This is a genomic window from Bacillus sp. DTU_2020_1000418_1_SI_GHA_SEK_038 (assembly GCF_032341175.1).
In the GTDB taxonomy this organism is placed as follows: domain Bacteria; phylum Bacillota; class Bacilli; order Bacillales; family Cytobacillaceae; genus Cytobacillus.
The window spans coordinates 4,440,858-4,459,438 of record NZ_CP135435.1 but is presented as its reverse complement, the minus strand read 5'-3'; the positions used below and the strand labels follow the sequence as shown (position 1 = coordinate 4,459,438).

17 protein-coding genes and 3 tRNA genes are annotated in these 18,581 nt (G+C 39.0%); 19 read left to right on the top strand and 1 reads right to left on the bottom strand.

The window, feature by feature from the left end; translation table 11 throughout:
• Positions 1-277: 277 nt before the first annotated feature.
• The 3 genes from RRV45_RS21985 (at position 278) to RRV45_RS21975 (ending at position 2,749) form a co-directional block, all read left to right on the top strand.
• Positions 278-1,039, top strand: coding sequence for a ParA family protein (locus RRV45_RS21985; RefSeq protein ID WP_315669126.1), 762 nt, complete (start codon positions 278-280; stop codon positions 1,037-1,039).
• Positions 1,032-1,874, top strand: a complete 843-nt coding sequence (locus RRV45_RS21980; protein WP_315666769.1) for a ParB/RepB/Spo0J family partition protein — start codon at positions 1,032-1,034, stop codon at positions 1,872-1,874. The genes RRV45_RS21985 and RRV45_RS21980 overlap by 8 nt, the downstream gene beginning before the upstream one ends.
• A gap of 161 nt (positions 1,875-2,035) precedes the next feature.
• Positions 2,036-2,749 (top strand): DUF554 domain-containing protein, encoded by a 714-nt coding sequence (locus RRV45_RS21975; protein ID WP_315666768.1) that lies wholly within the window; start codon positions 2,036-2,038, stop codon positions 2,747-2,749.
• A 139-nt stretch (positions 2,750-2,888) separates the two neighbouring features.
• Here the strand turns inward: RRV45_RS21975 and yyaC are convergent, their stop codons facing one another.
• Positions 2,889-3,530 carry a spore protease YyaC gene (gene yyaC / locus RRV45_RS21970; protein ID WP_315666767.1) on the bottom strand — a complete coding sequence of 214 codons (642 nt, stop codon included), beginning with the start codon at positions 3,528-3,530 and terminating at the stop codon, positions 2,889-2,891.
• Between the two features lie 321 nt (positions 3,531-3,851).
• Here yyaC and RRV45_RS21965 point away from each other — a divergent pair, with 321 nt between their 5' ends.
• From RRV45_RS21965 to yycF, 16 genes are all read left to right on the top strand, one after another.
• The gene (locus tag RRV45_RS21965) at positions 3,852-4,751 is read left to right on the top strand and encodes a mechanosensitive ion channel family protein (protein ID WP_315666766.1); all 900 of its coding nucleotides are present in this window, start codon (positions 3,852-3,854) and stop codon (positions 4,749-4,751) included.
• Positions 4,751-4,951: a DUF951 domain-containing protein gene (locus tag RRV45_RS21960; RefSeq protein ID WP_410489320.1), complete on the top strand. Its 201-nt coding sequence runs from the start codon at positions 4,751-4,753 to the stop codon at positions 4,949-4,951. Before RRV45_RS21965 ends, RRV45_RS21960 begins: the two co-directional genes overlap by 1 nt.
• Before the next feature lie 196 nt (positions 4,952-5,147).
• Positions 5,148-6,248 carry a redox-regulated ATPase YchF gene (gene ychF, locus RRV45_RS21955; RefSeq protein WP_315666765.1) on the top strand — a complete coding sequence of 367 codons (1,101 nt, stop codon included), beginning with the start codon at positions 5,148-5,150 and terminating at the stop codon, positions 6,246-6,248.
• A 281-nt stretch (positions 6,249-6,529) separates the two neighbouring features.
• Positions 6,530-6,817 (top strand): 30S ribosomal protein S6, encoded by a 288-nt coding sequence (rpsF, locus tag RRV45_RS21950; RefSeq protein ID WP_315666764.1) that lies wholly within the window; start codon positions 6,530-6,532, stop codon positions 6,815-6,817.
• Between the two features lie 66 nt (positions 6,818-6,883).
• Positions 6,884-7,393: a single-stranded DNA-binding protein gene (gene ssb, locus RRV45_RS21945; protein ID WP_315666763.1), complete on the top strand. Its 510-nt coding sequence runs from the start codon at positions 6,884-6,886 to the stop codon at positions 7,391-7,393.
• Positions 7,394-7,450: 57 nt separating this feature from the next.
• Complete coding sequence (gene rpsR / locus RRV45_RS21940; protein WP_066297275.1) at positions 7,451-7,687, top strand: 30S ribosomal protein S18; 237 nt, start codon at positions 7,451-7,453, stop codon at positions 7,685-7,687.
• 149 nt (positions 7,688-7,836) lie between these two features.
• Positions 7,837-8,778 carry a YybS family protein gene (locus RRV45_RS21935; RefSeq protein ID WP_315666762.1) on the top strand — a complete coding sequence of 314 codons (942 nt, stop codon included), beginning with the start codon at positions 7,837-7,839 and terminating at the stop codon, positions 8,776-8,778.
• Positions 8,779-8,852: 74 nt separating this feature from the next.
• Positions 8,853-10,826 (top strand): DHH family phosphoesterase, encoded by a 1,974-nt coding sequence (locus tag RRV45_RS21930; protein ID WP_315666761.1) that lies wholly within the window; start codon positions 8,853-8,855, stop codon positions 10,824-10,826.
• Positions 10,823-11,272: a 50S ribosomal protein L9 gene (gene rplI / locus RRV45_RS21925; protein ID WP_315666760.1), complete on the top strand. Its 450-nt coding sequence runs from the start codon at positions 10,823-10,825 to the stop codon at positions 11,270-11,272. Before RRV45_RS21930 ends, rplI begins: the two co-directional genes overlap by 4 nt.
• Before the next feature lie 184 nt (positions 11,273-11,456).
• Positions 11,457-12,821, top strand: a complete 1,365-nt coding sequence (gene dnaB, locus RRV45_RS21920; protein WP_315666759.1) for a replicative DNA helicase — start codon at positions 11,457-11,459, stop codon at positions 12,819-12,821.
• Positions 12,822-13,182: 361 nt separating this feature from the next.
• Positions 13,183-14,475: an adenylosuccinate synthase gene (locus RRV45_RS21915; protein WP_315666758.1), complete on the top strand. Its 1,293-nt coding sequence runs from the start codon at positions 13,183-13,185 to the stop codon at positions 14,473-14,475.
• A 387-nt stretch (positions 14,476-14,862) separates the two neighbouring features.
• Positions 14,863-14,938: transfer RNA gene (locus RRV45_RS21910), tRNA-Lys, on the top strand.
• A 7-nt stretch (positions 14,939-14,945) separates the two neighbouring features.
• Positions 14,946-15,017: transfer RNA gene (locus tag RRV45_RS21905), tRNA-Glu, on the top strand.
• Between the two features lie 697 nt (positions 15,018-15,714).
• Positions 15,715-15,787: transfer RNA gene (locus RRV45_RS21900), tRNA-Phe, on the top strand.
• Positions 15,788-16,161: 374 nt separating this feature from the next.
• Positions 16,162-17,637, top strand: a complete 1,476-nt coding sequence (locus RRV45_RS21895) for a M23 family metallopeptidase (RefSeq protein ID WP_315666757.1) — start codon at positions 16,162-16,164, stop codon at positions 17,635-17,637.
• 232 nt (positions 17,638-17,869) lie between these two features.
• Entirely contained in the window at positions 17,870-18,580 is a 711-nt protein-coding gene (gene yycF, locus RRV45_RS21890) for a response regulator YycF (RefSeq protein WP_315666756.1), read from the top strand.
• Position 18,581: the final 1 nt, after the last annotated feature.

Below are 18,581 nucleotides of genomic sequence, written 5' to 3'. Positions count from 1 at the left end.
AAACAAGCACTTGAATCGTTCATGACGTTCGTTTTTATCCTCATTTTTTGATCGTAAGCTTCGACTTCACCTCAAGTTTAATCTCCTCTTATTACTTGCTATATTATTCATTCAGATTATGTTCAAATTAGAAGATTGCATTTTATCAATTAAAATTTATTCTCTCGTCTTTTTCATGTTAAAATAGAATACATGATTGCCTTTTTAATAGTTTGAAGTAAATTGAAGTCTTGAATATATCAATAGAGTTTATTTATAGATGAAAGTAGGTGATATCGTGGGCAAAGTCATCGCAATTGCAAACCAAAAAGGAGGAGTAGGGAAAACGACTACTTCCGTGAATCTTGGTGCCTGTTTAGCATACATAGGAAAAAAGGTTTTGCTAGTAGATATTGATCCTCAAGGGAACGCAACGAGCGGGGTAGGAATAGAGAAAGCTGATGTCGATCAATGTATTTATGATGTGTTAGTAGATGATGTTGAAGCAGCGAAGGTTATTCGCCCGACTTCTGTTGAAAATTTATATGCGATCCCCGCAACGATACAGCTAGCTGGTGCAGAAATTGAATTAGTGCCAACGATTTCAAGAGAGGTACGTTTAAAACGCGCCTTGGAGGAAGTTAAAGAGAACTTTGATTACATTATTATTGATTGTCCGCCATCTCTTGGCTTATTAACACTAAATTCATTAACAGCATCTGATGCTGTCATCATTCCAGTTCAATGTGAATACTACGCTCTTGAAGGGCTAAGCCAGCTTTTGAACACTGTCCGCCTCGTTCAGAAGCATTTAAATCATGATTTAAAAATTGAAGGCGTATTACTGACGATGCTGGATGCGAGAACAAATTTGGGCATTCAAGTTATTGAAGAGGTAAAGAAATATTTTCAGGATAAAGTCTATCAAACGATCATTCCTCGAAATATACGCCTTAGTGAAGCGCCGAGTCATGGCGAACCAATTATTACTTATGATCCTAAATCTCGTGGTGCAGAGGTGTATTTAGATTTAGCAAAGGAAGTGGTTTCGAATGGCTAAAGGTTTAGGGAAGGGGCTTAATGCTTTTTTTTCCAACATGGAGACCAAAGAGGAATCAGTTAGGGAAATTAATTTAAAAGAGCTGCGTCCTAATCCTTATCAACCTCGTAAAATATTTGAGAAGGAAGCAATTGAAGAATTAACCCAGTCGATTATAGAGCATGGTATTTTGCAGCCAATTATCGCGCGGAAAAGCTTAAAGGGCTATGAAATTGTTGTTGGGGAAAGACGATATCGCGCAGCAAAAGCGGCAAAATTAGAAACGGTTCCAGTAGTCGTAAGAGAATTAAATGAACAGCAGATGATGGAATTAGCCGTATTAGAAAATCTGCAGCGCGAAGATTTAACACCAATTGAAGAAGGTGCTGCCTACCAGCTTCTAATGGAAAAATTAAAAATTACCCAAGAAGAATTGGCAAAGCGTCTCGGAAAAAGCCGCCCACATATTGCGAACCATATTCGGTTGCTGTCCTTGCCTCCAAAAATCCAGGCATGGATCTCCGAAGGGAAAATCACAATGGGCCATGGACGTGCCTTATTAGGGCTAAGAAATAAAGAGAAGCTGATGGTTTTAGTCGAGAAAACGATTAAGGATAACTTAAATGTTCGACAGTTAGAACAGTTAATTCAGCAGCTCAATAATGTTTCACGTGAAACAAAACAGCCTATACCTAAAAAGGATGTCTTTATTAAAGAACAAGAATCCTTCTTACGAGAGAGATTTGGAACAACCGTTAATATTAAACAGACAAACAATAAAGGAAAAATAGAAATAGAGTTCTTTTCTAAGGAAGATTTGGATCGGATTTTAGAACTATTGGAAACGAATAAATAACCTTTTAAGCCATCGTTGGATGGTTTATTTTTTTGGCTATAAGAGATTTCTGCTTATCTATTAACGAAATTTTGAAATATGATTGGCATCTGTCTCTTGTTCATGGTAGTGTATCTTTAACTTCATTCGCATGTCGAAATTTAACTAGTAAGGTGAAAAGAATGTTTCTACTTGGTACGATCGTAAATGGATTATTGATTATTATTGGTACCCTTTTAGGGAAAATGCTCAATCGAATTCCTGAAAATATGAAAGGAACTGTCATGCATGCCATTGGTTTGGCTGTCATGGTATTAGGTCTGCAAATGGCCCTAAAGGGAGAGAATTTCCTAGTCGTTATTATCAGCCTAGTCTTTGGGGCAGTTCTAGGTGAATATTTCGCTTTAGAGAATAAGCTTAATGCTCTTGGTGATTGGCTGGAAAGGAAGATTGGCTCGAATGGGCAGGGGAGCATTTCACAAGGTTTTGTAACTGCTACACTTATATTTGTGATCGGCGCGATGGCAATTATTGGTGCATTGGACAGCGGGATTAGAGGCGATCATGATGTGCTTTACACAAAATCAATTATTGATGGTTTTACTGCGTTGATATTAACGACTACCCTCGGAATTGGCGTTCTATTTTCGGCTATTCCTGTTATGGTTTACCAAGGACTTATTGCTCTATTTGCTACGCAGATCGATCAATTTGTACCACCGGTTCTTATGGATAGCTTTATCAAAGAAATGACTGCAACTGGTGGAGTGATGATTTTTGCCATTGGTTTAAATCTTGCGGGCATATTAAAAATCCGTGTAGCAAATCTCCTTCCGGGAATTGCTGTTGTCGGTATAATTGTGACAATCATTTATTTTTACCAATTATATTTTTAAAATAAAAAAGGAGGGGAACGAATATCCTCTCCTTATGTTATTGTCTAGCTCCAGCGCCTACGCCCTCGAGGTCACAAGCCAATCCTGAAAGGTAGAGCTCACCTTTCCGTGAGGCTCGTCTTGTGCTTGTCGGGGGTGATCAAGGCGTTTCCGCTTCTCTAATTTGTTCTTGTTCTGGGTCTAAGTCAAATCTGGATATGGTTCGTTCTGGCTTGTAAAGTAAGTTTGCTTTGTAAATTCCGTTCGCAATGGTTTTCGCCATATTCATCACAAGGTGGAGCCTCGTATTCTGCAGGACAAAGAACTCCATAAAACCGCTCACATTGACAATTCCTGTAATATGCATATTTCCTACTTCGGGCAGTTCTTTATTGACACCAGCACCTGGCTTCACAGGGCCCTCTCCAATTTGAATCACACCTACACTTTTTAAACGCCCTAAGCAAGCATCAATGCCAATAATAAAAGGATTAAAGTGGTTTTTTTGAATTTCGGCCAGCTTGTCGGCCATATTTACAGCATGAATGGGATTTTCTAAAGTTCCGTACACGAAAAAGGAGGGCATTCTTTTTTCTTCTAGAAGTGTTCCAACGAGTGGACCTAATGAGTCTCCTGTTGATCGGTCAGTCCCGATACAGACAAATACAATAGGCCGGTTTCTAAAACCAGTTGGCAATAATTGATTTATTTGCAAGGCTAACTGATGGGCGGCATTCGCTTCATCATGCACTATTCTTTCCGCATTTGCTTTTTTTTCAAAAAGCTGAGGTCTAAAATCCATTGGATCCACTCCTTTTTGTTGAATCAGGGAAATTTCACTAATGTATGTAAATAAAGTTTCCGGCAGTTTTTTATATCCTAATTCTAGGTAGTAACAGTATACGGAAAATATTAGTAATCTATACATGGTGTTTAGTATGGGGTTAAATCCTGTTGTGAAGGGGTACAAAACTAGGAGAGAAATTGTTAAAATAAACTTGCTTTATCTCTCAAGATTACTGCTTTTCTCTAATCTATGATTGCTTGCCCTCAATAGATGCACTAAGCTTAAATAAAGTAAGTTTTTTGATGCAAAAAACCTCTATTTAAAGAAGGTGAAAAATTGGACCACCTAAGGACATTTATTTATAAAAAAATCGACGTTTTTTCAAACGAGGAGACCTGGGAAGCAATTGGAAATGGGGCTCTTAAAATTTTATTTATTATTATTTTGACGAGTCTTTTTATTAAAATAGGAAAGGCTGTCATTTTAAAAATATTTAAACTTAGGACGCGCAGTTCGCTTATCCGAATTTCGGAAAGGCGTGAAGCTACATTAGTAAAGCTACTAGTCAATATTCTTACATACGTGGCATTTTTCATTGCTTTAATGATGATATTGGAAACCATGACTATCGATGTAAAGGCCTTGTTAGCTGGAGCAGGAATTGTTGGATTGGCTGTTGGATTTGGAGCACAAAACCTTGTTCGGGATATTATTACAGGATTCTTTATCATCTTTGAGGATCAATTTTCGGTAGGGGATTATATTCAGATTGATCAATTTATGGGGACTGTTGAGGAAATTGGGCTGAGAACAACTAAAATTAAAAGCTGGACAGGCGAAGTCCACATCCTGCCTAATGGGAGTATTAACCAGGTAACAAACTTTTCAATCAATAATAGTGTGGCCTTTGTGGATGTAAACATTGCTTATGAAAGTGATATTAATAAAGCTGAGAAGGTTCTGCAGGAGCTGCTGGAGAAGCTGCCAGAAAAGTATGAGGATATGGTGAAACCGCCTGAAATTCTCGGAGTGCAAACATTAGATGTTTCCAATCTCACAATCAGAGTCACATCTGAAACATTGCCCATGAGGCATTTCTATATAGCACGGCAATTAAGGAAGGAAATTAAACAATGCCTTGAGGAGAATGGAATTGATGTGCCGTTTCCTCGACTTGTCATGTATTCGAGAAATGAAGAAGAGTTAAAGAAAACAAAAGATGGAATGGGGGGCTAATGGTGGAACAAAAGGAATTCAATTTAAATGATGTCGTGGAGATGAAAAAACAACATCCATGTGGAACAAATCGCTGGAAAATCATTCGAATGGGAGCCGATATCCGGATTAAATGTGAAGGCTGCTCTCATAGTGTTTTAATACCAAGAAGGGAATTTGCAAGGAAGATGAAGAAAATCCTTGTGAAGCATGAAGAATAGATTGCATGGTAATTGTGCTTCTTAAATCACGGACATTTCAACTGCATTCATGGGAGAAGTGTCCGTCATCGAGGCTATTACCGACTACCGAGGTGCTTGCGCATTACCTAATAACTCTCTATAATTGTGAGGGACTTCATAGTAAGAAATGAACGTTAATTTCTATAGATTTTTATATAATTGAGGAGTGACTTGGATGGCTTTAACAGCTGGTATTGTAGGCTTGCCGAATGTTGGAAAGTCGACATTATTTAATGCGATTACCCAAGCGGGAGCAGAATCGGCGAACTACCCGTTTTGTACGATTGATCCGAATGTTGGAATTGTTGAGGTTCCAGATTATCGTTTAAATAAATTGACAGAGCTTGTTCAACCGAAGAAAACCGTTCCAACAACGTTTGAATTTACGGATATTGCTGGGATTGTTAAAGGGGCGAGCAAAGGTGAAGGACTAGGAAACAAATTCCTGTCACATATCCGCGAAGTAGATGCCATTTGTCAGGTAGTCCGCTGTTTTGCGGATGATAATATTACTCACGTTGCAGGAAAAGTTGACCCGATTTCTGACATTGAAACGATTAACCTGGAGTTAATTTTGGCGGATCTTGAGTCTGTTGAAAAGCGGATTGCCAGAGTTGGAAAAATGGCGAGACAAAAAGATAAAGAATCAATGTTTGAAATGGAGATTCTTGAGAAATTAAAAGAGGCTTTCGAAGCAGACAAGCCTGCTCGAACAGTAGAATTCACTGAAGAGCAATTGAAAGTTGCGAAAGGGCTTCATCTTTTAACAATCAAGCCGGTTTTATATGTAGCAAACGTTGGAGAAGACGATGTGTCAGATCCGAATGCTAATGAATATGTCCAGCAGGTAAAAGAGTTTGCCCAAAATGATAACGCGGAAGTAATTGTCATTTGTGCAAAAATTGAATCGGAAATTGCTGAGCTAGAAGGGGAAGAAAAGGAAATGTTCCTTCAAGAGCTTGGAATTGAGGAATCAGGACTGGATCAACTAATTCGCTCGGCATACCACCTTCTTGGACTAGCTACTTATTTTACAGCTGGTGTACAGGAAGTGCGTGCTTGGACATTCAAAAAAGGCATGAAAGCTCCACAATGCGCAGGCGTTATCCATTCTGACTTTGAACGAGGCTTTATTCGTGCGGAAACGGTTTCCTATGATGATTTATTAGCTGCGGGAAATATGGTTGCGGCACGTGAGGCTGGGAAGGTTCGCCTTGAAGGAAAAGAATATATTGTTCAAGACGGAGATGTCATCCACTTCCGTTTTAACGTATAAAATAATTCACTGCAGAGTGCCATCTGCAGTGTTTTTTATTATATTCAATTTTCCAAGGAAATCACTGCTATCTTACAAATAAGCGGATCTGTGCCGGCAAACATAAGGAATTAATCCATATTGGTACAAATAACAGAACTGATTGCTGATAAAAATCTAAAGATGGCTAGTCCATTGCAAATGTGGATGTTTTATGATATACTTTCATCTTGTGAGTAATTAAAAAATTGCTCCTTGCCCTTTCAAAAGGGCCGCTTAGACCAAAAGGAGGTGTAATAGTGATGAGAAAGTACGAAATTATGTACATCATCCGCCCAAATATTGAAGATGAAGCTAAAAAGGCTCTAGTTGAGCGTTTTAACTCAATCTTAACTGATAATGGTGCGGAATTGACTGAAGCAAAGGATTGGGGTAAGCGCCGTCTAGCTTACGAAATCAATGATTTCCGCGATGGTTTCTACCAATTGATCCATGTTAATGCTGAGGCTCCAGCTGTTGACGAGTTCTCTCGTTTAGCGAAGATCAGCGAAGACATTATCCGTCATATCGTTGTTAAAAATGAGAAGTAATAGATAAATACTTTTAACTAAAATGTTCCATGTGAAACATTTGTTGGAAGAAAGGAGTTGATTCTGATGATGAACCGCGTTGTTCTTGTTGGACGTTTGACAAAGGATCCTGATTTACGATATACCCCAAATGGTGTAGCGGTTGCTTCATTCACTCTTGCTGTAAACCGTGCGTTTACGAATCAACAAGGTGAAAGAGAAGCTGACTTCATCAACTGTGTTGTTTGGAGAAAAGCTGCTGAAAACGTAGCGAATTTCTTGAAAAAGGGCAGTCTTGCCGGAGTAGATGGAAGAATTCAGACTCGCAGCTTTGATGGTCAGGATGGAAAGCGTGTATATATTACAGAGGTATTGGCTGAAAGTGTTCAATTCCTTGAGCCTCGGAATAGCTCCAGAGGTGAAAATGCTAATTATGGCGCACCTAGAGAACAGGATTTCCCATTTGGAAATAACAACAATCAGAATCAACAACAGCAATACAACAGAAATAATCAAGGATATACGAGGGTAGATAACGATCCATTTGCAAATGACGGTGGACAAATCGATATTTCAGATGACGATCTGCCATTCTAACATGATTATTTTTTGAACGATAATAAATAAAATAAAAGGAGGGAAATGACCATGGCAATGGGAGGACGTAGAGGCGGACGTGCAAAGCGTCGTAAAGTTTGCTTCTTTACTGCAAACGGAATCACTCACATCGATTACAAAGATGTAGATCTTCTTAAAAAATTCATTTCTGAGCGCGGTAAAATTTTACCTCGTCGTGTAACTGGTACAAACGCTAAATACCAACGTAAATTAACAGTTGCGATTAAGCGTGCACGCCAAATGGCATTACTGCCATACGTTTCAGGTGAATAATAGATAACAAAGCACAACAAGGGGAAACCTGTTGTGCTTTTTTTATTACTTTAATAGGCATCGGTCACGTATCGCTCTTCTTAGTTGAATATGACTAAAATACTAGCTAAAATAGACTTTATGGTCTCCCGCTAAAAAGAGGTGTAAAAATGAAAAATGTACATAAGCTGACTGAAGGGGCTGTTTTATTAGCTGCTTATGCCGTACTTATATTAATTACTATGTATATTCCGGTTCTTGGTGTAATCAGCAATCTGTTTTTGGCAGTGCCCTTTATTCTTTTTGGGGCGAAAAACACACGCATGTTTACGTTTGTTTTCTTTGTAGCTGCTGTTCTAATCTCTCTGATTGTAGGAACGCTGCTTGCGGTTCCTCTTACGCTCACCTATGGTTTGACAGGCATTGTGATTGGGCAGTTGATTAAGGAGAAGAAAAACAGAACGGTTTCCTTTATGGCTGCTTCTTTAGTATTTCTTGCAACAGTATTAATCCAATATGCGGTTGCAGTCGTTTTTTTCAAAATAAACTTTATCAAAGAATCCATTGGTGTGTTAAGGGAATCTATTGATGGGTCACGAAGCATGCTAGAAACGATTGGGCAGGGCTCTAGTGAGAAAGTAATAGAGCAGTTTGAAGCATCGCTAAATTTGCTTGATACTTTAACACCAAGTTTATTTGTATTAATTGCGCTATTTGGGGTTTTACTAATAGAGCTAGTCTCTTTTCCCATCGTTAAGCGATTTGGAGTAGAGGTAGACCGCTGGAGGCCCTTTAGAGAGATTGTCCTTCCAAAAAGTATTCTATGGTATTATTTATTAACGATGTTGGCCTCCTTTGCCCTAAATCCTGAAGAAGGCACATATTGGTATATGGCGTTAATGAATATTGGATTTCTGCTTCAAATGTTAATGGTTCTTCAAGGTCTATCACTTATCTCTTATTTTTGTTATAAAAGGGGTATTTCAAAGGCGGTCCCTATTTTTGCCGTGGTCTTTACATTCATCATTCCAATTTTTCTTTCTATTGTAAGGATATTAGGTATAATTGACTTAGGGTTTGATTTAAGAAAAAGATTAGAAAAGAGTAAATAAACGTATGTCCAAAAGGGTGAAGCCATCTCCTGAATAGGACATGCTCTAAACACTGCTGTTTAGGAGCTGAAAACATGCCGTCATATTTAGAAAAGCGCTCCATTCGCTATCCAATCTATGGATTGATGGGCATAACAGTGGTGCTTCTTATTATATTAGCGTATTATAACTGGATTTTTGGCCTGATCGGACTTCTTCTTGCTGTCCTCCCCTTTTATTACCTATTTAAAATAGATTATCTGCAAAGGAAGGAAACAGAAGAATACATATCCACTTTATCTTACCGGGTAAAAAAGGTAGGCGAAGAGGCCTTAATGGAAATGCCAATTGGGATTATGCTCATTAATGATGATTATTACATTGAATGGACCAATCCTTTTATGGCCTCATGCTTTGATGAAGATACGTTAGTAGGAAGATCGCTTTATGATGTAGCAGATTTGCTGGTCCCATTGATCAAACAGGAAGTGGAAACTGAAGTAATTACGCTTCATGACCGTAAGCTTCGTGTTATTCTGAAATTGGAAGAGCGCTTGCTTTACTTTTTTGATGTAACAGAACAAACAGAAATTGAAAAATTATATCAGGAAGAAAGAACCGTTATCTCGATTATCTTTTTAGATAATTATGATGAACTAACCCAAGGAATGGAAGATCAAGCGAGAAGCAGCCTTAATAATATCGTGACCTCCATTTTGAACAAATGGGCAACAGATAATGGTGTCTTCTTAAAAAGGGTATCTTCCGATCGATTTATTGCAGTCTTTAATGAACATATTCTTCAGTATCTTGAAAAAGGGAAATTTTCGATTCTAGATGATATTAGAGAAATTACGGCAAAGAGAAATCTGCCATTAACATTAAGTATCGGAGTGGGAACGGGTGTCTCATCCTTGCCTGAGCTAGGTGTTCTTGCCCAGTCTAGTCTTGACTTAGCCCTTGGTCGTGGTGGAGATCAGGTGGCCATAAAGCAGACGAACGGAAAGGTTAAGTTCTATGGCGGGAAAACGAATCCGGTTGAAAAACGGACAAGGGTCCGTGCACGTGTTATTGCCCATGCTCTCAAGGAGTTAATCACTGAGAGTGATCAGGTGATTATAATGGGGCATAGGAACCCGGATATGGATGCTATTGGTGCAGCCATTGGTATTCGAAAAATTGCTCAGATGAACCAGCGTGAGGGGTATATCGTCATTAACCCTCAAGATATCGATACCGGGATTCAAAGGCTTATGACAGAAATTAATAAAAACGAATCCTTGTATTCTAAATTTATTACCCCTGCACAGGCATTAGAAATGGCAACAGACGATACGTTGTTAGTTATTGTCGATACTCATAAGCCTTCGATGGTTATTGAGGAAAAACTTATTCAGAAAATAGACCATGTTGTCGTCATCGATCACCATCGCCGGGCAGAAGAGTTCATTCATAATCCGCTGCTTGTTTATATGGAACCTTATGCTTCTTCGACTGCTGAGCTAGTGACCGAACTTCTTGAATACCAGCCGAAATATGGAAAAATTGATATGCTTGAGGCAACCGCCTTACTAGCTGGAATTACTGTTGATACGAAGAGCTTCAGTCTAAGAACCGGCTCAAGGACCTTTGATGCGGCCTCCTATTTGCGCTCTCAGGGAGCTGATACCGTTCTCGTGCAGAAATTCCTTAAGGAAGATGTTAATACTTATATTAAACGAGCAAAATTAATCGAAAATGTGTATTTTTACCGTGAAGGCATTGCGATTGCAAAGGGACAACCTGATGAGGAGATCCATCAAGTGTTAATTGCACAGACAGCTGATACATTGTTGACAATGGACGGCGTTCTTGCTTCTTTTGTTATTTCTAAGCGATCTGAAAACATAGTAGGAGTAAGCGCAAGGTCTCTAGGGGATATCAATGTTCAAGTCATCATGGAAAGCCTTGATGGCGGGGGGCATTTAACGAATGCGGCAACTCAGCTGACAGATCATTCGCTAGATGAAGTAGAAGTACGGTTACATGCCGCCATTAATGAATATTTGGAAGGGAGAAAAAAGGAATGAAAGTCATATTTTTAAAGGATGTTAAGGGTAAAGGGAAAAAAGGGGAAGTCAAGAATGTTGCGGACGGATACGCACAGAATTTCCTAATCAAGCAGGGCCTTGCTGTTGAGGCAAACCAAGCCAATATAAGCTCATTAAGTGCACAGAAGAAGAAAGAAGAAAAGTTAGCGGCAGAAGAGCTGGCAGAAGCTAAAAAGTTGAAGGAAACAATGGATAAAATTACATTGGAATTTTCAACAAAAGCGGGTGAAGGCGGCCGTTTATTTGGCTCCATTACGAGTAAGCAAATTGCAGAAGAAATGCAGAAGGCTCACAATATAAAAATTGACAAGCGCAAAATTGAGCTTCCAGATGCCATTCGTTCATTAGGCTATACGAAGGTTCCTGTTAAACTTCATGCCGAAGTGACATCCACTTTAAATATCCATGTAAAAGAAGCAAACTAAATTTGGAAGTTCCATTTGTGCATAAACATGATAAAATAGAAGAGTTGGAAAAAATGTGATCGGTTCTGCTGGTCACATTTTTTCTAAGCTTCTAACCATATATAAATATATATTTTAATAGCAATAGTTACTTACTTTTCATATACCTCTGGACAAAAGACAAAAATAAAGGAGGTTTTTATAGATGAATGAATTAGTTGCAGATCGTCTTCCACCGCAAAATATCGAAGCGGAACAGGCGGTTCTTGGGGCTATTTTTCTCGAGCCATCTTCCCTCACTTTAGCTTCTGAAATTTTGATTCCTGAGGACTTTTACCGTGCAGCCCACCAAAAGATTTTTAATGTGATGTTAAAGCTGAGCGATCAGGGAAAAGCAGTTGACTTAATTACAGTGACGGAAGAGCTTGCAGCAGCAAAGCTTATCGAGGATACAGGCGGAGTCAGCTATTTAAGTGAGCTTGCAGGTTCTGTTCCGACAGCTGCTAATATGGAGTATTACGCAAAGATTGTTGAAGAGAAATCTCTTCTCCGCAGGTTAATTCGTACGGCAACAGGCATTGCTCAAGATGGCTATACCCGTGAGAATGAGGTAGAGGTCCTATTAGGGGAAGCGGAAAAGAATATTCTAGAAGTAGCCCAACGGAAAAATGCAGGTGCCTTTCATAATATTAAGGATGTCCTTGTTCGTACCTACGATAATATTGAGGTCATGCATAATCGGAAAGGCGATATTACCGGAATTGCGACAGGTTTTGCCGAGCTTGATAAAATGACAGCCGGATTTCAGCGTAATGACTTGATTATTGTAGGTGCCCGTCCTTCTGTAGGGAAAACGGCATTTGCCTTAAATATTGCCCAAAATGTAGCCACAAAAACGAATGAGAATGTGGCGATTTTTAGTTTGGAAATGGGTGCAGAGCAGCTTGTTATGCGTATGCTGTGTGCTGAAGGTAATATCGATGCGCAAAGGCTTCGTACCGGATCCCTTACAGACGAGGACTGGGGAAAGCTGACGATGGCAATGGGGAGCTTATCGAACGCGGGGATTTTTATCGATGATACACCCGGTGTCAAAATTACTGAAATTCGATCTAAGTGCCGCCGCCTTAAGCAGGAGCATGGCCTTGGGATGATTCTCATTGATTATTTGCAGCTAATCTTAGGAAGCGGACGTTCAGGAGAAAACCGCCAGCAGGAAGTTTCCGAAATTTCACGGTCACTAAAGGCTTTAGCACGTGAGCTGCAGGTTCCGGTCATTGCGTTATCCCAGCTTTCCCGTGGAGTGGAGCAGCGTCAAGATAAAAGACCAATGATGTCTGATATTCGTGAATCTGGAAGTATCGAGCAGGATGCAGATATTGTGGCATTCCTATATCGTGATGATTATTATGACAAAGAATCTGAGAATAAAAATATCATCGAAATCATCATTGCGAAGCAGCGTAATGGTCCAACAGGTACTGTGTCGCTTGCCTTTGTGAAAGAGTATAATAAATTCGTAAACTTAGAGAGACGATTTGATGATTCATCCGTTCCACCAGGTGCATAGATTTTTTGTGGAAACTATGATTCTACTTAAGAGCCAGTTTTATGACTGGTTCTTTTTTTTGTGTAGGTTTCGATTTTTGGTTTAGTTGATGAAAAAATTGGAAACAAAGGGCACTAGGTTTCTCATTTTACAAAGAAAGAATTAAAAAGAGGAAACAAAAGGCGTTAAGTTTCCCATTTTTTAAAGAAAGAACAAAATAGAGGAAACAAAAGGCTCAAAGCTTCCCATTTTTCAAAAAGAAATCGAAAAAGAAGAAACAAATGAGGGAATATGCGCGGTTTTTTCATATAAAAAATGGATAAAATAAGTGTGGTTTGAATGGTAATGAAATTGGTTTGAGAAACTCGGGGGTGCGTTTACTATGTCATCAGTAGTTGTCGTTGGAACACAGTGGGGAGATGAGGGAAAAGGAAAAATTACTGATTTCTTATCTGAAAATGCTGAAGTCATTGCTCGCTATCAAGGTGGAAATAATGCGGGACATACAATTAAATTTAACGGGGAAACTTATAAGCTGCATTTGATTCCCTCAGGGATTTTCTATCGTGATAAGATCAGTGTGATTGGTAATGGGATGGTGGTTGACCCTAAAGCCCTAATAAAGGAGCTTGCCTACCTGCACGAAAGAGGAGTAGCAACTGATAACCTCCGCATAAGCAACCGTGCCCATGTTATTCTGCCCTATCATCTTAAATTAGATGAAGTAGAGGAAGAGAGGAAAGGGGCTAATAAAATTGGAACAACGAAGAAGGGAATTGGCCCTGCCTATATGGATAAAGCAGCAAGGACTGGTATCCGTATTGCTGACTTATTAGATAAGGAAGTTTTTGAAGAAAAGCTTGTACACAATCTTGAAGAAAAAAATCGCCTGTTTGAACGTATATATGAAATACAGGGTTTTACAATGGAAGAGATTTTGGATGAATATTATGAATACGGGCAGCAGATTCAACAGTATGTTTGTGATACATCTGTTGTACTTAATGATGCCCTTGATGAGGGGCGCAGAGTTCTCTTTGAAGGGGCACAAGGGGTCATGCTCGATATTGATCAAGGAACCTACCCATTTGTTACCTCTTCTAATCCTGTTGCCGGGGGCGTAACCATTGGATCAGGAGTAGGCCCTTCAAAGATTAAGCATGTGGTGGGTGTATGTAAAGCGTATACAACGCGGGTGGGAGATGGACCTTTCCCAACAGAGCTTGAGAATGAAATTGGCAATCAAATCCGGGAAGTAGGCCGGGAATATGGAACAACTACAGGCCGTCCGCGCCGTGTCGGCTGGTTTGATAGTGTAGTTGTCCGACATGCACGCCGTGTGAGCGGGCTTACGGATCTGTCTTTGAATTCCATTGATGTCTTAACGGGAATTGATGCTTTAAAAATTTGTGTAGCCTATCGTTATAAAGGGAAAGTGATTGAGGAATTTCCAGCAAGCTTAAAGATGCTGGCAGAATGTGAGCCTGTTTATGAGGAACTGCCGGGCTGGCAAGAGGATATTACAGGCTGTAAAACATTAGATGAGCTGCCCGCCAATGCGCGCCACTACATTGAGCGTGTATCACAATTAACGGGAATCCCGTTATCGATCTTCTCAGTAGGTCCTGACCGCACACAAACAAATATAGTTAGGAGCCCTTGGAGGCAAAACTAATACTTTACGTAAAGTGAATAATATAGAAATGGCAGTGTAATTCGTATGAGAATTGCCCTGCTATTTTTTTATTTCCGTAAATTGGTTCATTATAAAAGCCTCATCCTTCCCGGACGAATAAAGTTAATCTTCGAAAGAGAAGTTTTTTTTATTGATCTTTATAAAAAAAAACAAAAAAGACATTGCACATTAACTTAGGTTTATGCTATTATAAAAAGCGTCGTCATAAACGAAGTATTTATTCCGAGCCATTAGCTGATTGCGGAGGCTTGCAGTCCGAAGCATTACATCAGCGAATAGCAAGCTGTAGTAATCTGCGACAAAGACCAAAGGGCTTTGGAGCACGGTTATGACTACATTCAATATTGAGATAACATTTTTAATATTGAGCCATTAGCTCAGTCGGTAGAGCATCTGACTTTTAATCAGAGGGTCGAAGGTTCGAGTCCTTCATGGCTCACCATTTCTTAGGCCCGTTGGTCAAGCGGTTAAGACACCGCCCTTTCACGGCGGTAACACGGGTTCGAATCCCGTACGGGTCATGGCAAATGACATCCAGTAAGCGGCAGGCAAGCCCGGCCACCTTGCTGGATGTCATTATACATATTGTTAATTTAAAATATAATTCAGCTCAGTCGGTAGAGGATTTTAAAAGCTTGCAGCAACGAAGCAGATCTTCCCGAATGGCAACCTTTTAAAATCTGCGACAAAGACCGCAGGACTTTGGAGCACATTCTTTAAGCTAGTCAAACTTTAGGAAACTATATTATATATGGCTCAGTAGCTCAGTCGGTAGAGGATTTTAAAAGCTTACAGCTACAAAGCAATCCTTCCCTGAATGGTAAACTTTTAAAATCTGCGACAAATCACGCAGGGATTTGAAGCACATTCTTCAAGCTAGTCAAACTTCAGGAAACTATATTATATATGGCTCAGTAGCTCAGTCGGTAGAGGATTTTAAAAGCTTACAGCTACAAAGCAATCCTTCCCTGAATGGTAAACTTTTAAAATCTGCGACAAATCACGCAGGGATTTGAAGCACATTCTTTAAGCTAAACAAACTTTAGCAAACTATATTAAATACGGCTCAGTAGCTCAGTCGGTAGAGGATTTTAAAAGCTTGCAGCAACAAAGCAATCCTCCCACGAATAGCAAGTTTTTAAAATCTGCGACAAATCACGCAGGGATTTGAAGCACATTCTTTAAGCTAAACAAAATTTAGGAAACTATTTTAAATATGGCTCAGTAGCTCAGTCGGTAGAGCAAAGGACTGAAAATCCTTGTGTCGGCGGTTCGATTCCGTCCTGAGCCATCACCAAATAGAGTATGAACCTTTCATACTCTATTTTTGTTACATAACTGTAATAATCCTTTTCCATTAACAAGAAAATTTTATAATACAGCCTTATTACCTCTCCTATAAAAAATAGTAAGAAAAACCTAGTAATACTAAGCTTTAATTACTATTCCTTCCCTTTAATTCGACAAAATCCAATCAGAATTTTAAATCATAATGCCAGTAAATTGTCATCATTTATACAATTATGTTACATTATGAAGTCAAATAGTCTATTAGATGGATTTTATGGTAAAGTATAGAAGTGAAAAAATTATGGTAAATAGATTAATAGTTATATAGCACTAATTGGAAGTGTATTTGTTGCCGTAGTCTAGGAGGATGTACCAATGCAAGATTCGACAAATAAATTCACGAAGATCAGAAAACATACATTTAATAAATTTAAAACTGCCTTCAAAAAGACGGCATTAACTGTATTTGCTGTAGGTGCAATTTCCTTTGCAGCTGATGTTTCAGCACATGCTAATACAGAAAAGCTGACAACAGTTTACTATGTTTATGTAGATAAACAATATATTGGAACAGTTACAGATAGAACAACCATAGATGGCTTAATTGATACGAAATTGAAAGAGGCGCAGTCCTCGAACGAAAACCTAAAGCTGTCATTAAACTCTGAGGTTACATATGTACCTGAACAGGTTTTCCATGCAAGCTTTGAAACGAATAATACAGAGATAGCAGAAGAAGTAATGAAGGAAATTAAGGTACATGCCGATGCTTCTGCCCTTATTATTGATGGGAATCCAGTTGCCTACGTTCAAAACTCAGAAGAAGCGAATGAAATTATTAAAAAATTGAAATTGAAATATGTATCAGAAGAAGAATTAAATGCAGTTGAGGCTATAAAAGCTTCCGATAATAGTACATTACCCCCATTAAAAGAAAATGAAACTCGTATATTAGACGTAGAACTATCAAAAGAAGTTTCTATTAAAACAGAAAAAATTGAGCCAGCAAAAATTCTTTCTGTTGAGGATGCTGTTAAGCTTCTCGAAAAAGGATCTTTAGAAGAAGTCAAATATAAGGTTAAAGAAGGGGATGTGCTAGGTGGAATTGCACACGCTCATAACCTAAAAGTCAAGCAGCTGCTAGACCTTAATGCTGGATTAACAGAAGATTCCCTTCTGCAAATTGGCCAGGAATTAAACGTAACCATTTTAAAACCATTTATTCACGTTATTATTAATAAGGAATACTTCACAAATGAAGTGATCCCTTTTGAAAAAGAAGTAGTGGAAAATGCAAATATGTTCAAAGGGGATACAAAGGTTAAGCAAGAAGGAAAAGATGGAAAACGCGCTGCAACCTATCGTATTTCCGTACAAAATGGACAAGTAATTACGAAAGAGATAGTAAAAGAGGAAATTCTTGAACAGCCTGTTAAACATATTGTCGTTAAAGGTACTAAGGTGATTCCATCCCGCGGTGAAGGCAGCTTTATCTGGCCTACGGTTGGAGGATATGTTTCAAGTCATGTAGGCTATCGCTGGGGAAGAATGCACAAAGGGATTGATATAGCTAGACCGAGCAACCGCACGATCAAAGCAGCTGATAATGGAGTAGTTGTATCTGCAGGCTACCAAGGCAGCTTTGGAAACAAAATTGTAATTGACCACAAGAATGGCTACCGTACCATCTATGCTCATCTATCATCTATTAGTGTAAGCCCAGGACAAGTCGTTTCAAAGGGCTCCAAGATTGGAGTAATGGGGTCTACTGGAAACTCTACAGGTGTACATTTGCATTTCGAACTTTATAAGAATGGCGCCCTCCAAAACCCGTTAAACTATATACGTTAATGTCAAAGTCTCTAGTCTCGATACTAGAGGCTTTTCTACTTCAAAAGTACCGTATCGATTTGTCTACGATACCTAAGATTATTTTTCCAACTCTGCCTCTGATAACCTAGAGAATACATCGTTTTTTCTTAATAGATGAATTCACATTTATAACATGTTAAAGTAAAATTGAATGATAATACACAAAATCTATCAATCAAAATAAATCAATCTTCATGAAAAGGAGAATTACATGGAAAGAAAAATTCTAGTAGTTGATGACGAGAAACCAATTGCTGACATATTGCAATTTAACTTGAAAAAAGAAGGCTTTGAAGTCTATTGTTCGTATGATGGAAATGACGCTATCGAAAAGGTGGAAGAGATTAAACCAGATCTTATTCTTCTTGATATAATGCTTCCACAGAGAGACGGAATCGAGGTTTGCCGGGAAGTAAGGAAAAAATACGATATGCCTATCATTATGCTGACGGCAAAGGACTCAGAAATTGACAAAGTCATCGGTCTTGAGCTTGGAGCAGATGACTATGTAACAAAGCCTTTCAGTACAAGAGAGTTAATTGCCCGTATCAAAGCGAATTTGAGAAGGCATCAGCAAATGGCTGCCAATGCGAATGAAGAGGATGAGACTAATGAAATTACGGTCGGCACCTTAATCATTCATCCAGATGCTTATATCGTGTCAAAACGCGGTGAAACCATTGAACTGACTCACCGTGAGTTTGAGCTTCTTCATTACTTAGCAAAGCATATTGGACAAGTCATGACCCGTGAGCATCTTCTTCAGACTGTTTGGGGCTATGATTATTACGGAGATGTACGGACAGTTGATGTAACCGTTCGAAGACTCCGAGAGAAAATTGAGGATAACCCAAGTCATCCAACCTGGATTGTGACAAGAAGGGGAGTTGGGTACTATTTACGAAATCCTGAACAGGAGTAAG

What these genes read in the sequence shown, in the direction of transcription:
- RRV45_RS21915 (WP_315666758.1), top strand. Translation starts at nt 13,183, where the DNA reads ATGTCATCAGTAGTTGTCGTTGGAACACAGTGGGGAGATGAGGGAAAA.
- rpsF (WP_315666764.1), top strand. Translation starts at nt 6,530, where the DNA reads ATGAGAAAGTACGAAATTATGTACATCATCCGCCCAAATATTGAAGAT.
- RRV45_RS21935 (WP_315666762.1), top strand. Translation starts at nt 7,837, where the DNA reads ATGAAAAATGTACATAAGCTGACTGAAGGGGCTGTTTTATTAGCTGCT.
- dnaB (WP_315666759.1), top strand. Translation starts at nt 11,457, where the DNA reads ATGAATGAATTAGTTGCAGATCGTCTTCCACCGCAAAATATCGAAGCG.
- RRV45_RS21930 (WP_315666761.1), top strand. Translation starts at nt 8,853, where the DNA reads ATGCCGTCATATTTAGAAAAGCGCTCCATTCGCTATCCAATCTATGGA.
- RRV45_RS21975 (WP_315666768.1), top strand. Translation starts at nt 2,036, where the DNA reads ATGTTTCTACTTGGTACGATCGTAAATGGATTATTGATTATTATTGGT.
- RRV45_RS21980 (WP_315666769.1), top strand. Translation starts at nt 1,032, where the DNA reads ATGGCTAAAGGTTTAGGGAAGGGGCTTAATGCTTTTTTTTCCAACATG.
- yycF (WP_315666756.1), top strand. Translation starts at nt 17,870, where the DNA reads ATGGAAAGAAAAATTCTAGTAGTTGATGACGAGAAACCAATTGCTGAC.
- ychF (WP_315666765.1), top strand. Translation starts at nt 5,148, where the DNA reads ATGGCTTTAACAGCTGGTATTGTAGGCTTGCCGAATGTTGGAAAGTCG.
- rpsR (WP_066297275.1), top strand. Translation starts at nt 7,451, where the DNA reads ATGGGAGGACGTAGAGGCGGACGTGCAAAGCGTCGTAAAGTTTGCTTC.
- rplI (WP_315666760.1), top strand. Translation starts at nt 10,823, where the DNA reads ATGAAAGTCATATTTTTAAAGGATGTTAAGGGTAAAGGGAAAAAAGGG.
- yyaC (WP_315666767.1), bottom strand. Translation starts at nt 3,530, where the DNA reads ATGGATTTTAGACCTCAGCTTTTTGAAAAAAAAGCAAATGCGGAAAGA.
- ssb (WP_315666763.1), top strand. Translation starts at nt 6,884, where the DNA reads ATGATGAACCGCGTTGTTCTTGTTGGACGTTTGACAAAGGATCCTGAT.
- RRV45_RS21895 (WP_315666757.1), top strand. Translation starts at nt 16,162, where the DNA reads ATGCAAGATTCGACAAATAAATTCACGAAGATCAGAAAACATACATTT.
- RRV45_RS21960 (WP_410489320.1), top strand. Translation starts at nt 4,751, where the DNA reads ATGGTGGAACAAAAGGAATTCAATTTAAATGATGTCGTGGAGATGAAA.